General features: G+C 39.9%; 18 protein-coding genes. 9 read left to right on the forward strand and 9 right to left on the reverse strand.

Annotated elements, in window-relative coordinates:
- Positions 1–236 precede the first annotated feature (236 nt).
- From WKF66_RS14675 to WKF66_RS14700, 6 genes are all read left to right on the forward strand, one after another.
- On the forward strand, positions 237–686 hold the full coding sequence (locus WKF66_RS14675) for a YsnF/AvaK domain-containing protein (protein WP_489675219.1): 450 nt from the start codon (positions 237–239) through the stop codon (positions 684–686).
- 44 nt (positions 687–730) lie between these two features.
- The gene (locus WKF66_RS14680) at positions 731–1498 is read left to right on the forward strand and encodes a YsnF/AvaK domain-containing protein (RefSeq protein ID WP_489675220.1); all 768 of its coding nucleotides are present in this window, start codon (positions 731–733) and stop codon (positions 1496–1498) included.
- Between the two features lie 59 nt (positions 1499–1557).
- Positions 1558–2196, forward strand: coding sequence for an OmpA family protein (locus WKF66_RS14685; RefSeq protein ID WP_489675221.1), 639 nt, complete (start codon positions 1558–1560; stop codon positions 2194–2196).
- A gap of 29 nt (positions 2197–2225) precedes the next feature.
- Positions 2226–3149 (forward strand): DUF2382 domain-containing protein, encoded by a 924-nt coding sequence (locus WKF66_RS14690; RefSeq protein ID WP_489675222.1) that lies wholly within the window; start codon positions 2226–2228, stop codon positions 3147–3149.
- A gap of 92 nt (positions 3150–3241) precedes the next feature.
- Entirely contained in the window at positions 3242–3583 is a 342-nt protein-coding gene (locus tag WKF66_RS14695) for a hypothetical protein (protein WP_489675223.1), read from the forward strand.
- Between the two features lies 1 nt (position 3584).
- Entirely contained in the window at positions 3585–4001 is a 417-nt protein-coding gene (locus WKF66_RS14700) for an SH3 domain-containing protein (protein ID WP_489675224.1), read from the forward strand.
- Positions 4002–4048: 47 nt separating this feature from the next.
- Here WKF66_RS14700 and WKF66_RS14705 read toward each other — a convergent pair whose 3' ends face one another.
- Entirely contained in the window at positions 4049–4465 is a 417-nt protein-coding gene (locus WKF66_RS14705) for a DUF937 domain-containing protein (protein ID WP_489675225.1), read from the reverse strand.
- A 103-nt stretch (positions 4466–4568) separates the two neighbouring features.
- On the opposite strand from WKF66_RS14705, the gene WKF66_RS14710 reads away from it, so the two are divergent.
- The gene (locus WKF66_RS14710) at positions 4569–4832 is read left to right on the forward strand and encodes a hypothetical protein (protein ID WP_489675226.1); all 264 of its coding nucleotides are present in this window, start codon (positions 4569–4571) and stop codon (positions 4830–4832) included.
- Between the two features lie 408 nt (positions 4833–5240).
- Here WKF66_RS14710 and WKF66_RS14715 read toward each other — a convergent pair whose 3' ends face one another.
- From WKF66_RS14715 to WKF66_RS14735, 5 genes are all read right to left on the reverse strand, one after another.
- Positions 5241–5552 carry a helix-turn-helix domain-containing protein gene (locus WKF66_RS14715; RefSeq protein ID WP_489675227.1) on the reverse strand — a complete coding sequence of 104 codons (312 nt, stop codon included), beginning with the start codon at positions 5550–5552 and terminating at the stop codon, positions 5241–5243.
- Between the two features lie 415 nt (positions 5553–5967).
- A complete protein-coding gene (locus tag WKF66_RS14720) occupies positions 5968–6207 on the reverse strand; it encodes a peptidase associated/transthyretin-like domain-containing protein (RefSeq protein ID WP_489675228.1) in 240 nt (79 codons plus the stop codon).
- Between the two features lie 57 nt (positions 6208–6264).
- On the reverse strand, positions 6265–8130 hold the full coding sequence (locus tag WKF66_RS14725; protein ID WP_489675229.1) for a M56 family metallopeptidase: 1866 nt from the start codon (positions 8128–8130) through the stop codon (positions 6265–6267).
- A gap of 1 nt (position 8131) precedes the next feature.
- Positions 8132–8497, reverse strand: coding sequence for a BlaI/MecI/CopY family transcriptional regulator (locus WKF66_RS14730; RefSeq protein ID WP_489675230.1), 366 nt, complete (start codon positions 8495–8497; stop codon positions 8132–8134).
- 74 nt (positions 8498–8571) lie between these two features.
- On the reverse strand, positions 8572–9312 hold the full coding sequence (locus WKF66_RS14735) for an FkbM family methyltransferase (protein ID WP_489675231.1): 741 nt from the start codon (positions 9310–9312) through the stop codon (positions 8572–8574).
- 218 nt (positions 9313–9530) lie between these two features.
- Here WKF66_RS14735 and WKF66_RS14740 point away from each other — a divergent pair, with 218 nt between their 5' ends.
- Positions 9531–9860 (forward strand): iron chaperone, encoded by a 330-nt coding sequence (locus WKF66_RS14740; protein WP_489675232.1) that lies wholly within the window; start codon positions 9531–9533, stop codon positions 9858–9860.
- A 225-nt stretch (positions 9861–10085) separates the two neighbouring features.
- On the opposite strand, the gene WKF66_RS14745 is transcribed toward WKF66_RS14740, so the two are convergent.
- The gene (locus WKF66_RS14745) at positions 10086–10367 is read right to left on the reverse strand and encodes a hypothetical protein (protein WP_489675233.1); all 282 of its coding nucleotides are present in this window, start codon (positions 10365–10367) and stop codon (positions 10086–10088) included.
- A 65-nt stretch (positions 10368–10432) separates the two neighbouring features.
- A complete protein-coding gene (locus WKF66_RS14750) occupies positions 10433–11524 on the reverse strand; it encodes an AI-2E family transporter (RefSeq protein ID WP_489675234.1) in 1092 nt (363 codons plus the stop codon).
- Positions 11525–11691: 167 nt separating this feature from the next.
- Here WKF66_RS14750 and WKF66_RS14755 point away from each other — a divergent pair, with 167 nt between their 5' ends.
- Complete coding sequence (locus tag WKF66_RS14755) at positions 11692–12051, forward strand: DUF2200 domain-containing protein (protein ID WP_489675235.1); 360 nt, start codon at positions 11692–11694, stop codon at positions 12049–12051.
- A 437-nt stretch (positions 12052–12488) separates the two neighbouring features.
- On the opposite strand, the gene WKF66_RS14760 is transcribed toward WKF66_RS14755, so the two are convergent.
- Complete coding sequence (locus WKF66_RS14760; RefSeq protein ID WP_489675236.1) at positions 12489–13565, reverse strand: PAS domain-containing sensor histidine kinase; 1077 nt, start codon at positions 13563–13565, stop codon at positions 12489–12491.
- Between the last annotated feature and the right edge of the window lie 47 nt (positions 13566–13612).

The following is a 13612-nucleotide window of genomic DNA, read 5'->3' on the forward strand; positions in this document are numbered from 1 at the left end:
TTTACTGGTTGATAAAATTTGTTAAATAGGTGGCCTGGGACGATTATAATAAAGCTGGCCGAGGCTTACTCATGCTTTTTTTCTTCCTGAAATTTTTAAAGGCGAAGCTGTTATTATTGTATCACTGCTATTTAAATGACTTTATGACTAAATACTTAAAAACTTTTTATGACAAACAATTATTCAATGGAATGCTTCTGAGTATGCCGAATTAGTAACGGCGCTATCAGGTATAAATGAATATGGAAGACGGAAAAACAGTAACTCAAACCAATAATCAATTGGATAATATTGAGAATCAGAATAAAATTATAATTCCGGTTATAGAAGAACAGATTCATATTGGAACCAGGACAGTGGAAACAGGTAAAGTCAACATTTCAAAGAAAGTATTCACTGAAACTTATACTGCAGATATCCCAGTTTCAAAGGAGGAAGTAATCGTTGAAAAGAAAACGATCAATCAATACATTGATGGTGAGGCGCCCGGAATGCGCCTCGACGGAGATACAACCATTATTCCTGTTGTGAAGGAGGTGATTGTAAAGCGCCTTCTTCTTGTGGAAGAAATTCATATAACCAAACGTCGGACGGAACAAACTGTGCCTGTAAGTGAAGTGCTGCGAAAGGAAGAGGTAACCATTATCCGGCAAGACAGCGCTATTTCCGGAACGTCGCAGGAGTAAACTTAGCAATCAACATCTATCTATAAACATTAAATTAAATTATTATGTCAAGAACAGTAATCGGAATTTTTGAAACGTTAAATCAGGCTCAGGAAGCCAAATCTTATCTGCAAACCAATGGATTTAGCAGTGAGCATGTAGACATCAGCAATGGCACGGGCACATCTTACGATGGCAGTTCCGCAGATACGAATGAGCAGGGCTTCGGAGATCGTATTGGTAATTTCTTCAAAAACATGTTCGACGATGAAGATGAGGCTTCATCTCATACTGCTGCTGCAAGAAACGGAATTACCGTTACCGTTCATGCCAGAACGGAAGATGAAACATTACAGGCTGTACAGATTTTAGATAATTTCGGGGCCCTTGATGTCAACGAGTTTTCGGAAAGATCAAAAATCGGCGGAAATGCAGCAACTGTAATACCGGTGATTGAGGAAGAACTTCATGTTGGTAAAAAAGAAGTTGAAACTGGAGGTGTACGCTTACGCAGCCGTATTGTGGAACGCCCCGTAGAAGAAAGCATCCGTCTGCGTGAAGAACATGTGAATATCGAACGTACACCAGTTGATCGTCTGGCTACATCGGCTGATTTTGATGGTTTAGAAGGAACCGTTGAATTAACTGAAACTGCTGAAAGAGCTGTAGTTGCAAAAGAAGCGCGTGTTGTTGAAGAAGTAAGCCTGGATAAAGAAGTAACTGAAAGGGAAGAAACGATCAGCGATACGGTGCGCCATACGGAAGTGGATACGGAAGAAATACCGGGCACCGAAAGGACTTTCCGTGATAGAAACGATCAAACTACACTATAATTAAACGTCTGCGGGCAATCTGCCCGCAGACTAATCTTTAAATACTAAATCAGAATATTATGGCTCACTTAGAAGTGAAACCCAAAAGCGGAACTCCTTGGTGGGTATGGCTTTTACTGGCTCTTGTAGCACTTGGAATTTTATATTTTCTGTTCAGAGGTAACGGAAACGACTCAACAGCTGTAGCTGGTACTGATTCAACAGGTACAACCGATACCTCAATGAACACCGGAAATGCGTTAGCTGCGACAGAGCCTGATTGGAGTACTGTAGATTTTAATTCACCGAAGTCTTCTGATCCGGACATTACTGACCAGGATGTAGCGGTAAGCGGGAATGATCAGTACACGATCTACACCCTGGGAGAAAACATACTTTTTGCTACAGATCAGAATTCAATTCAGGCCAGTGCAGATGCAAAGTTAAATCAGGTAGTATCATCATTGAATAAACGCTTCAAGGGAGCGACGATCGGTGTGTTTGGTAGTACCGATTCCACTGGAACAGCCGGACATAATAAGCAGCTTGGTGCTGAGCGTGCCGAGGCAGTAAAACAATGGCTGATTAAATCAGGTCTTGAAGAAGGAAGAGTTTCCATTCACTCTTTAGGTGAAAAGGAACCGGTAGCCAGCAATGCTACGGCCAGCGGCAGAGAACAAAACCGAAACGTGCAAATTGTAGCTTTCCCGGCAAAATAGATATCAAATTCTTAATTTAAACATGAGAAATGGCTTTAGAAGAAAACAAGCATGATCACCTGGTAGAACTTGGTGGCAGCGATTACGAAATTGTCGATGGCGAGCCCAATATTAAGGGATGGGACGTTAAGAATGAGTTTGGCGAGCTAATTGGCGAAGTTGACGAACTGCTCTTTGACCCTCAATCACGTCAGGTACGTTATCTGGTAGTTGATCTAAATGATAAAGTAGGCATGGATACGGATAAAAAAGTGTTGGTCCCTATCGGCTTGGCAGAACTTTATAAAGATGGTCACGCACAAGATGAGGATAGCAATATTGATCACAATGACCAGGTTGAAGAGGCTTATAACCCTTCTACTGATGGGAAGGTGGTTATTGTTCCTGTTACCACGGAGCAGTTAGCGGCGCTACCGTCCTATCAAAAAGGAAGTGTATCCCCGGAAACAGAGTCGACCGTAAGAGACATTTTTTCAGGCTTGGGCGCAGCAGGTATTGCCGCGGGCGCCGTTGCGTACAATAGAAATGAGTTTTATACGCATGACCACTTCAATGAAAATAACTTCTATGACCGTAATAAAAAACTTCCGGTGATTGAAGAGAACCTTGAAATAGGTAAAACGCAAGTACAAACAGGCGGTGCACGAATCACCAGTCGCATTGTTGAGCGTCCGGTCGAAGAAAGTATAAACTTACGGGAAGAGCATGTGAATGTTGAGCGTAATCCTGTGAACCGTCCTGTTAACTCATCTGACACAGGTGTTTTCCAAGAGCAGGAATTAGAACTCACCGAGAGCGCCGAAGTACCTGTGGTAGATAAGGAGGCCCGTGTTGTAGAGGAAGTTCACATTACAAAGAACGTGGAAGAGAGAGAGGAAACAATTCGGGAGACGCTTCGTAATACAGAAGTAGAAGCCGAACGAATCGATCCAAATAAAACAAAGCTCTCTTAAGTAGATAGAGATAAGTATTAATACCAAGCCGGTGGACATCTGCCGGCTTTTTTGTATAACATTAATAATCTATACCATTTAAATTGATTTCTATGAAAAAATTCATTCAAAGCCTGTTGATTGCCAGCATCGGATTATCAGCATTACAATTTAGTGCTTGCAAAAGCGGCAAGCAGGATAAATCTGCATCCGATACGATAAGCACTGATACAGTAGCGACCGCTGCACAGACCCCTGTAGAGATTTCTCCTGACCAGGAGCTCAACACCAGGATCAAAGATGCCACTAAAGACTTTCCAGGTGTTTCAGCTACAGTTTCAAACGGCGAGATCAATCTTACCGGAGAAATAAAAAGAGACAGATTGCCTCAATTAATGCAATCTTTAAGTGCGATCCAGGCCAAAAAAATCAACAACAACTTAACGATTAACTAGTATGGCACTACAAGAAAAGTATGCAGAATTGATCACAGCTGCCAAAAACGCTGGTATCACAAATTTACAGGTTCGTGAACAGAGCAATGTGCTTTATGTAGATGGTAGTACCTCAAGTGGCGCCGTAAAAGATTCGCTTTGGAGTATATACAATAAGATAGACCCGGATTTTAGAGCGGGCGATCTTATGCTTAACATAGATGCCACTGCTGCTGCCGGCACTAAAGCAAAAGTAGCAACCAAATCGTCAAATCTAAACATTAGAAAAGGACCAGGTACTGATCAGGAGGTTGTAGGAAAGGCTGCCCATGGCGAAACTCTGACAGTCGTTAGCAGAGCTAATGAGCAGTGGAGTTTAGTCCGTACCGATGGCGGCAAAGAAGGCTATTGTTATAGCCAGTATCTTACACAGGCTTAAGATGAATAGCCGGGCGGACATCCCCCCGGCTATTTTCAATAAACGGTCTAAAATCCCTTTAGCAAGCCTCCCAGATTTCCTAATCCTCCGCCCTTTCCCAAGGAAGATGTTATAGAATCCGCAGTAACACTGGTATCATTTGGATCATTAGCCTTATGAGCAAATTTCTCTAAAATCCCAGGGATAGCTCCCGCTATCGCTCCAGTAATTGCAGGAGACAAACCAAATTTACTTCCCAGTGATGACACTACTCCACCAGCAATAGCACCTGTTATCGGGCTTCCTGAAAGGCTTCCTGAAAGAGATGACAGTAAATCACCTACGCCACCTTTCTCAGCCGCCTGAGTTGCCAGACCGTTCTTAATCTGCCCGGCTATTTCTTCATGCACCTGATGTTGTTGTTCAGCGGGAATCTCATGATTTCCTACCTTTTCTTTTACGAGTTCTAAAATTTGTTCAAACATATCTATTAATTTAGGTTAGAATATTCATAGCTTTCAACACTCCCTAAAGCGCATTGTTTCATTTATAGAGACCCTTAACATGATAAACAGACTGCTTCAAAGCATGCAAAATATAATAACACTAAGCACCACAGAGAAAGACATCGTAACATCTCTGTTTAAAGAAAAAATCTACATAAAAGGCGATTTCTTTTTAGCAGAAGGACAAGTCTGTAAACATGTTGGGTTTGTAACAAAGGGATTATTGCGATACTATATCAATCATGATGGAGAAGATAAAACCTACGATTTTGCGCAAGAAAAGAATTTTGTTTGCAATTATGAAAGCTTTATTCCTCGCAGTGGGAACCATCATTCCGATCGTTGATATGCTTATTGTGTTATCGAAGAATTATACCGGCATCATACAAGCGATTCCACATATATCGGCAATCATCGTCTGCGCTGTAATCGCAACAATTTTATTAACACATAAAGCTTCAAACAAAACGTTATGAAAACACAGGGTTATATTAAGCTGATTAGTTCGGCAAATACAAATGAGGATAGTGTTATTCACTTTAATTCCATTCCAAACGAGAAAACACCATGGCATTACGACACAATTTCTAGAAACTTTTGATTGCGGAACGGAACGCTGAAAATTGGGGTAAAGAACTCTTTTCAACTATCTTGCGAAAAAAGCAATTAAAAATGGTCGTTTAAGAGAGCTGGAAAGTAAGTATTGTAGTTAACTACTTATTTGCTTGACCAAAGTCTCCGCTTGACAGCCAGCTTAGCCCTTTATTAAGGTAGAATAACGTTCCAACAGCTTCATATATTTATCTTTCCAATACGTATCATCTTTCAAGGGCACAGATTCTTCGACTTCCAAATCTACAACGACTACTTCTGACTTACCCGATGAAGCGTCATGAAGAATAGTACCAGATATCCTTTCCATTATAGATTCATCAATTACCTCCAGCTTAAACCAATTGTAAAGGGTTCTGCGACTAACGCCCAGTGCAGCGGCAATCTCAGTTATATTCAATCCCTTTCTTTTTATCGCTCTTTCCAGTAATTGACCCATATGAATTTCATCCATGAAACCATATACGACGTTATTGTAGATAAGTTTTGTAACGTTTTAGTATTTAACTTTTTTTAACAAATAGCGCTGACGCCGGGGAGCCATCAGAATCTACACAACATTCAAAGCGTCAAATATTTAAGTCTAATATTGACTATTGTCGCAATTACCCATGTTCTGTTGTTGGTATACTTTTATTTCTCAGCGCGTCTGATTGACCCATTACTTAGAATCACCTGGCATGTATTCAAATGGAAGCTGATCTCCAAGACGTTTAGTACCACAATATCTTCGAATTAGAAAACTTCGATAATCTACGACACTTCCTTTGCCGTCGATTAAGGCACTATCAAGGTAGGGAGCAATTATAGACGAATTTCAACCTCCGGTGAACCGGCACCACCAGCTGTCTCTCCGGCGTTACCACCGTTTACTGCAATATACTGTACATAAAGCGGCGCTGATAGCTTCCAGGTGAAATGCCATCTAACTTGAATTCGCCGTTTTCGCCTGAATAGGTCTTTCGTTCCGTTCCATTAAGGAAGATGGTAGCTGCTGGCAGCACACCATCTTCCAAATGTTTAACGGCCCCCGTAATTGAGTAGGTCACCTGAGCATAAGCCTGACTAAAAGAAGTCAGGATTAAGAAGGAAAACAATAATTTGGCCATCAATTTATACATTGTAGTTTATATAATCCGCATTCGAGTCGCCTGGTTTCATTATCACTATCTAATACCAAATGACTTTATTATCATAGACTTCAGATCAAACTGTACAGAATCTGAAATACCAGACTGCGCATGTTGGCGCGAGTTAAAAACTGATGCTGATTTCTTTGCCACTCCTCTCCTTTCTTTCCCAAAATAAACGATCTGGTCGGCCGTGATCGTGTAGGCATCAAAGTTGATCGTTGACCCAACTCCATACAGGGTAATCGCTTGCTTATCTTCATCAAATACCACAGAATCCTTAGCTACATAGGAAACCTGATCCTTTAGATCCTTAACTGTTGCGACTTTGCCGTTTGAGGGAGCTGTGATACGGTCATCATTTCTTCTTACGAGCGTGACCATTGCATTGTATTCCGTCCCAAATTTACTAGCCAATTTGCCAACTAACCTGGTGCCTGAAGATAAACTGAGATTCCAGTCCTTATAATCCTCTAAACCAATGCTGCTCATCAAGTTTTCTGGATACTGCTTACCCTCAATCAAAAACAGCAATTTGGAGCCTTTCTTAAGGCTTACCATCCCACCGGATCCTCGCCTATCCGTTTTAATCTGAACCTCATCGTACATGCTGCCATCTTGATTCTTTAAGGTATATCGGACATAAAATTTATCAACTGCCCTGGCTTTATTACGTATTCTCTGGTTTTGCCTATCGATTTCTGTCGCATACTCAATTTTATGATCATGTGTGGTCAACACTAGCTTACCATCATAAGAACGTTGAGTGATGACGCAACGAGGACTGATGCGATATAATATATCCGTCCCGTAACTTTTCCCATCAATTATAACCTTTGGATTCGCTCCTAAGCCGGTGTAATCAATCATTCTTAACGTATCAGACGGAAATTGTCGCACATTTATCTGAGCTGCGCTGGCATCCTTTTTAGACTTAGCAGGTATTAACATCATTGGAGTGATCTGAACGGCGCTCTCCAATTTTTCAGCGACTGTTTCCATAGGATTTGCATAGATAAATTGAACACCGAATGTCCAGGCAAGCAAAAATCCAAGAGGCAGAGCAGCGAAATAACTTAGCTTAGTAATATTTCGCGACTGCGTATTGAACAGCATTTTAATTCTTTTCTTAAGTGGCTTCTTTGCGAAGCTGTGGACCAAAACAGAGTTGCTTTTTACGGCAATTGCCAGTAAGAAACTTGCATAAGAGATATTGCCTACCGCCTTTGAACTTTGCTTGTCAGCCTCAAACTCATGCACTTGTTCGAGCGAATCATCATAAAGATATACTAGCGGATTAAACCATAACAGAGATTTAAAGAGACCAGTGATTATCTTATCCGCGGAGTGAAAACAGGAAACGTGCACACGCTCATGCCTGATAATCTGCGTAATCTCTTCGCTAGTTAAGGCTTGTTTATTTATAAATACATAGTTGAAAAACGAACAGTTTGTGAACCCCTTATTCTTGTAAATAAGCTTAAGTGACCCTATCTCCTCATCTATATGGCGCGTATACCACAACAACCTTGCAAGCTGAAACAAGAACATTCCAAAAGTACAGGCAGCGATAATCCAATCTCCCTGAACAACACGTTTCTGCCATGGAACGGCAAGTTCTCCAAGTTCAATCGGCACAGCATCCGCTCTGAAGACCTCTACTTTGCCTTCAACAGAACTATCTCGATAAAAACTTGATTCTTCCTTTACCAACAAGGGGTCATCGCCGGCACCTTTTAACTCGAGTTTTAAAGAAGGAATCAGCAAGCTAATGATCAAAGTGCTCATCAAATAGATCCGGTTGCCATTAAAGAAAGTAAGTCGTTGTAAAAAGATATAATAGAACGCATAAAATAAGGCTAGACATGCGCTTACTTTAAGAAGATAGATAAGCCATTCCATACTATTGTTTGTTTTTATTTATGATGGATTGTAGTTCATCGATATCTTCCATGGTGAGCGTTTGTTCCTTGACCATAAACGACAGCAAGCTTGACGGAGAACTATCGAAGTAGCTGGCAAATAGCTTAGAAAAGCTGGTCTTGGTGGACTCTTCTTTGCTAATCGCAGGAAAATATTCATAGGTTTTGCCATAAGCCTTGTAAGAAACGTACCCTTTTTTTTCAAGAAGCCTGACGATAGAGGAAATCGTGTTGTACGGAGGCTTCGGCTCCTCGTCTATCTCCTGAATAATATCCTTAACGAATGCTTTCTGGAGTTTCCAGAATATTTGCATGATTCGCTCTTCTGCTTTTGTTAATTCTTCCATTACATAAAGCTATAACTTAATTTTCAGTTTATCAACTGTTTTTTCAGTTGACATAGTAATATGTTGAATTTGTACTATAACTTCCGATTTTTAAAGTGATAGGTTTCAGTGGTTTTAGAAAAGCTAAAGTCCTTTAAGGCAGATAACACAGCACTAGTAGCGCCTTTCCGTAAGTTCTCATGAACCTCCACGATAATATTATCTGACTTCGAAATCCACTCCGTACTTCCTTCAAATACTTCTTTTTCCGAACCCTCTATATCTATTTTTAAGATATCAATTACTGCTGTTGGATGATCTTCCAGAAGGTCACTTACAGATATAGCCTTAATCACATTGTCTTCATCGGTCGTTTCTTCGACCATAAATCCCCAGTTGCCTTCAGTCGTATTTGTAATTTTTAACGCACACTTTTTACACCACAAGCCATTATGGTATCTAATAATATTAGGGTAATCGGATGTATTTAATTGCAGTAGTTCAAAATTTGTACTTTCAGGTTCAATGCTTATAATCCTGGCGCCTGGAAAAGCTCTTTGGAAGTATAATGCTGCTAAACCGATATTCGCACCAGCATCAATAATACATGCGGCATCGGTCTTCAAATGCATCTTATATACTTCATCAATGAACACTTCTTCGAATACGTAGAAGTCGGAAGACTGTCTTCTGAGGAAGATTGGATGCTCTAAATTAGGGATATGAAAGCTAATCCTACCTCTCGACCTGGAAAGACGAATTTTGAAAAACAGTTTTAACCCAGGGAATAGACCGAAGCGAGCAGCATATTGATAGATCCGTTTATTGATTAGCATAGTAAAACCCTCAACTAAATATAAAGAGTTCAAAGGAATAAAATCGCATGACTCCTAGACAATTACATTTTTACGATTACGATCCGGAGTTTATTATTTACCAAACTTTTATTAAATTAGTTATAACAATATTCCTAAGACGCTGATGCAAGATCAGTAAGGGACCATGAAAAATATTTGTAGGTAGAGGAACCTGCTTAATTTAAATGCACGTTGGAATGAGAGACGTTGACAATTACATATTACAATTTGAACCAGAGGTTCAAAGTAGATTAACAGCGATCAGGCAACTCTTCTTTGAAGTTTTTCCTGAAATAGAAGAAAGCATCAGTTACAATATGCCAGCTTATAAGGTTGGAAACCAACAGTTATATTTTGCAGCATATAAAAATCATATCGGCTTCTACCCTATTAAGGAATTACCAGAAATTGAAAATCAGCTGAAAGACTACAAAGCTATAGGAACTAAAGACACATTGCATTTCCTGCATAATAAACCGCTGCCAGTTAATTTAATAAAAAGAATTATAGAATTGAAATTCAACTGACTAAGTTAAACCACAACTATAATGTGTCATAAGCAAATAACGGATACCCCACCATATATTTCAGCTGAAATTGGTCTTAAACTAAATCCTTCTTCTAATAAGCCTAAATATAATATAGCCAACAACAATTAAAAGTACTATACTAAAGATGGGCCAGATGGTTGAGAGAAAATTCATAATCATTTTTATCTAAGATACTATTTAAAGTCATGATTCCGCCTCTCGCTAGTTGCTTTCTAACTCGATCGTTTTGGTATCAGTTAATTCAGCCGGCATATGCATAGATGCTTGCAGCACACTTTCCAACTCGCCCTGATCCGCCGGGATATAAAGTAGATAAAAAGCATATTCTCCTTTAACATCCTCAGACCCTAAAACATTAATTTTTGCAAGACTACTCATATTCGTTTCGATGACATGAACATCTTTATGATGAGACAGCCATTCATTTACTTCCGACTCGAGAATTTTAATCGATGGTGCGGCAAACATTTTTATCTTGTTCATGACTTCAGGGGTTGATCATATAGAAACGCAGAATCGAAAAATAAGTTTCAGCAACGTTGAGTTTTCTAGGTCACGCTAGCCTGCTTACTTCTGTTAAATCGCTTAAGTTGTCCCATGTGCTCCGTAGGTACATTATCACCTAGTAACTTGCCCCAAGGCTTCAAACCATTGATCCGATCAAAAATGATTTTTAACACCGCAATGAAAGGAATGGATAAAAACATGCCAGGGACTCCCCATAATGCGGCGCCAAGCAGAACTACCAGGATTGAGATCAGCGCGTTTATCTGCACTTTTGAAGAAACGATACGTGGAACGAAGATATTATTATCCAAAAATTGTATCACCCCATAAGCAGCGATAATGGATAACTGCGAGGTGTAACCGTCTTTTGTAACAGTAGCCATAAGAACTGGCAACGCAATAGCTACAAGTCCGCCTATATAGGGCAACAAATTTAAAATAGCACCAATTACACCAATTAAGATTGCATTCTGAATTCCTAATAACAACAGTGCGGCCGAGTTAAGTACAGCTACAATCGCAGTCTCAATAAGCAAACCAACAATATAGCTTTGGATAGCACCTTTAGTTTCGGTTAAAATTTCCGCTACTTTTGTCTGGTTCTCCTCAGAAAACACCTCATACAAGAAGTTTAAGATCAGAGTCTTATAAAGCATCAACAAGAATACATAGACGGGTATAAGAAAAAACACACTCAAAATCCCCAAAACACCAGTTAGGGTCTGCCCAATCATGCCTTTACTACTGTTGGCAGCATCATCGAGCAGCTTCGCCTGCTTACTTGCAGAAAAACCAAATGAAGTTTGCACCCAAACCTGAAGATCATGTAACAAGCTTCCTAAACGCGCCTTTATCGACTCAAGATCATCGAAAAAATGGGCCACTTGTGAAGAAAGAAAATACAGTAGTCCAGTTACCACGAGAATAGCAATCAACATTGACACTATGATTGCAAGTACTTTAGGAAGCTTTTTTTCTAACCGATTGCTTAGCGGATTTAACAATATGGCAATTAGAGCGGCAAATGCCAGCGGTACAAGGATATCCCTAAGCACCAATAAAATGTAAACTGAGATTACTATTCCCAATAAAATTACGGGGACTTTAATGTAAAATGGATATTCTTTTACCATATTTTTGTTTTTTAATAGATCGAAGGTTATTTAGCTTCGCATATGAATACAGGCGCTTGCAATATTTGTTTTAGCATAATTCCATCAATTTGACCAAAGAGCGATTTGAACTGTAAATTTCCAGGTATTATAGGTAATTTATACTGATACTTAATAATGTACTGAATATGCAAACAACCGATGTACACAATGAGCGAATGGCAAAAATGACCTTTTCGTCAGTATATCCACTATACTTACAAAAGGTCGAAAAAAAGGGCCGTACCAAAGAAGAGCTTGACCAGGTAATTTGCTGGCTAACGGGGTTTACCGGTGAACAGTTAAACGACCTCCTTCAAAAAAAGGTCACGTGTCAATCCTTTTTTATGCAATCCAGCCTCCATCCTCATGCACACCTCATAACTGGGATGATTTGCGGTTACCGGATAGAAGATATTGAGAATGCTTTAACAAAACAGGTCCGCTATTTAGACAAATTAGTAGACGAGCTTGCCAAGGGTAGAAAAATGGATAAAATCTTGCGGTAAACGATTGCTACCAAATTAAACATCCTTGGTAGGAATGGGAATAGGTCATACCTGGCTTTGGTCTGGTTTGGTTGCTCCCACAGTAAACCCGTAATGCTTCCACCTTGAATCCGCCTTTTCTCTAGGCAAAAGGCGGACGCAACGCGGGAGCATGGCGGATTCAAGGCGGGAGCAGTCAACGCCAGACCCGAGCAAGTCCTGAGCTCTTTATAGGCAGTGTTACTTAGGCTACCGGACTATTATTATAGCCTTTTAGACATAAATGTACCAAACTCTGAATAATTGTACTACACTATTGGGCTACTTAAAGCAATCACTATTTTCGCATGGATAACCAGAGGTTTAGACCGTGAGAATCTCATCAGTATTTGGTTCACCTTGCCCGAAGACAATATCTTGAACTCAGCCCTTTGATTTGAATTTATGGTTTGGCAGGTTTACTTTCTAGCGTAAAGTGGAAGTTCTACAAAGAATACCGTACCCACATCTTCTTTACTATCGAACCTGATTGTCCCCCCATGCCACTCCACGATCATTTTAACGATGGACATGCCCAATCCCGTAGAGACCTCTCCCCTAAGGCCGTTCCTTCTGGCAATGGTGAACTTATCAAATAAACAATTGTGAAAGGCTTCAGGAATGCCAATACCGGTGTCAGCAACCGTAATTAGTACGCTCTCGGACTGTTTGTAAAGATTTACATCTATTTCACCACCACTTGGAGTAAATTTTAAGGCGTTTGAAATCAAGTTATTTATGACCTGCATAAACTTATCTTCATCAAGTTCAATGTAAACCTTTTCAGAATTCGCGTTTATATTAAGCTTAATCCTTAATTCACTTTGACTTTCTGTATAGTTTGAATAGGCGATTTTAATTCGTTCAAATAAATCAACTCTCCTTTTAACCAGATTAACACTAGAGCTTTCTAAGAATTCCTGATCAAGGAAGGTATGAATAAGGTGGATACCACTTTTGCTAAGCTTTTCAATGGATTGAATAATTTTCGCCAGTTTTGGATTACCAGATTCTCCTGTCTCTCTGCTGAGAAGGGTTGCAAAACTTTGTATAGCGCCCAATGGTCCAGCGAGATCATGCGCTAGAATGGTTAAAATAGAATTCTTTTTATTGGTATGGGTATGTAGAACCTCTATGTTCAATTTTGCTGTCGTAATATCCTCAGCTTGTACTATCAACTGATTTTGACCGTCTTCATTTAATAAAAAAGGACTTACCCGTAACCAGCGGAAATATTTGCCCCGCAAAATTCGACATTCAGTGTCGGCAACGGTTTCGCCAGAAATACACTTTTCAACATTGCCCAAAACATAAGCTTTATCTTCATCATGGATCATACCTAGCAAATTCGCTGGAGTTGTATCTTCAAGACTTATGTTGAAAAAAGACTGACTAGCCGGATTCATGTAAGTAAAATGGTTAAACTTTAAATCGAAAATGAAAAAGAGCTCAGTCGAACGCTCAGCTAAGTAAAAAAGACTGTCCGATTCATTCATTAGCAACATGCAAAACGCTATTATCCCCCGGGGCGCTTTAAGTGCAA

Origin of the sequence: Pedobacter sp., assembly GCF_037719805.1 — a bacterium.
GTDB lineage: Bacteria > Bacteroidota > Bacteroidia > Sphingobacteriales > Sphingobacteriaceae > Pedobacter.

Bases quoted from the DNA above. Each gene is read 5' to 3' on its own strand.
- WKF66_RS14690 (WP_489675222.1), top strand. From the start codon at position 2,226: ATGGCTTTAGAAGAAAACAAGCATGATCACCTGGTAGAACTTGGTGGC.
- WKF66_RS14700 (WP_489675224.1), top strand. From the start codon at position 3,585: ATGGCACTACAAGAAAAGTATGCAGAATTGATCACAGCTGCCAAAAAC.
- WKF66_RS14725 (WP_489675229.1), bottom strand. From the start codon at position 8,130: ATGGAATGGCTTATCTATCTTCTTAAAGTAAGCGCATGTCTAGCCTTA.
- WKF66_RS14715 (WP_489675227.1), bottom strand. From the start codon at position 5,552: ATGGATGAAATTCATATGGGTCAATTACTGGAAAGAGCGATAAAAAGA.
- WKF66_RS14760 (WP_489675236.1), bottom strand. From the start codon at position 13,565: ATGAATGAATCGGACAGTCTTTTTTACTTAGCTGAGCGTTCGACTGAG.
- WKF66_RS14680 (WP_489675220.1), top strand. From the start codon at position 731: ATGTCAAGAACAGTAATCGGAATTTTTGAAACGTTAAATCAGGCTCAG.
- WKF66_RS14710 (WP_489675226.1), top strand. From the start codon at position 4,569: ATGCAAAATATAATAACACTAAGCACCACAGAGAAAGACATCGTAACA.
- WKF66_RS14730 (WP_489675230.1), bottom strand. From the start codon at position 8,497: ATGGAAGAATTAACAAAAGCAGAAGAGCGAATCATGCAAATATTCTGG.
- WKF66_RS14745 (WP_489675233.1), bottom strand. From the start codon at position 10,367: ATGAACAAGATAAAAATGTTTGCCGCACCATCGATTAAAATTCTCGAG.
- WKF66_RS14740 (WP_489675232.1), top strand. From the start codon at position 9,531: ATGAGAGACGTTGACAATTACATATTACAATTTGAACCAGAGGTTCAA.
- WKF66_RS14735 (WP_489675231.1), bottom strand. From the start codon at position 9,312: ATGCTAATCAATAAACGGATCTATCAATATGCTGCTCGCTTCGGTCTA.
- WKF66_RS14685 (WP_489675221.1), top strand. From the start codon at position 1,558: ATGGCTCACTTAGAAGTGAAACCCAAAAGCGGAACTCCTTGGTGGGTA.
- WKF66_RS14755 (WP_489675235.1), top strand. From the start codon at position 11,692: ATGCAAACAACCGATGTACACAATGAGCGAATGGCAAAAATGACCTTT.
- WKF66_RS14695 (WP_489675223.1), top strand. From the start codon at position 3,242: ATGAAAAAATTCATTCAAAGCCTGTTGATTGCCAGCATCGGATTATCA.
- WKF66_RS14675 (WP_489675219.1), top strand. From the start codon at position 237: ATGAATATGGAAGACGGAAAAACAGTAACTCAAACCAATAATCAATTG.
- WKF66_RS14720 (WP_489675228.1), bottom strand. From the start codon at position 6,207: ATGGCCAAATTATTGTTTTCCTTCTTAATCCTGACTTCTTTTAGTCAG.
- WKF66_RS14705 (WP_489675225.1), bottom strand. From the start codon at position 4,465: ATGTTTGAACAAATTTTAGAACTCGTAAAAGAAAAGGTAGGAAATCAT.
- WKF66_RS14750 (WP_489675234.1), bottom strand. From the start codon at position 11,524: ATGGTAAAAGAATATCCATTTTACATTAAAGTCCCCGTAATTTTATTG.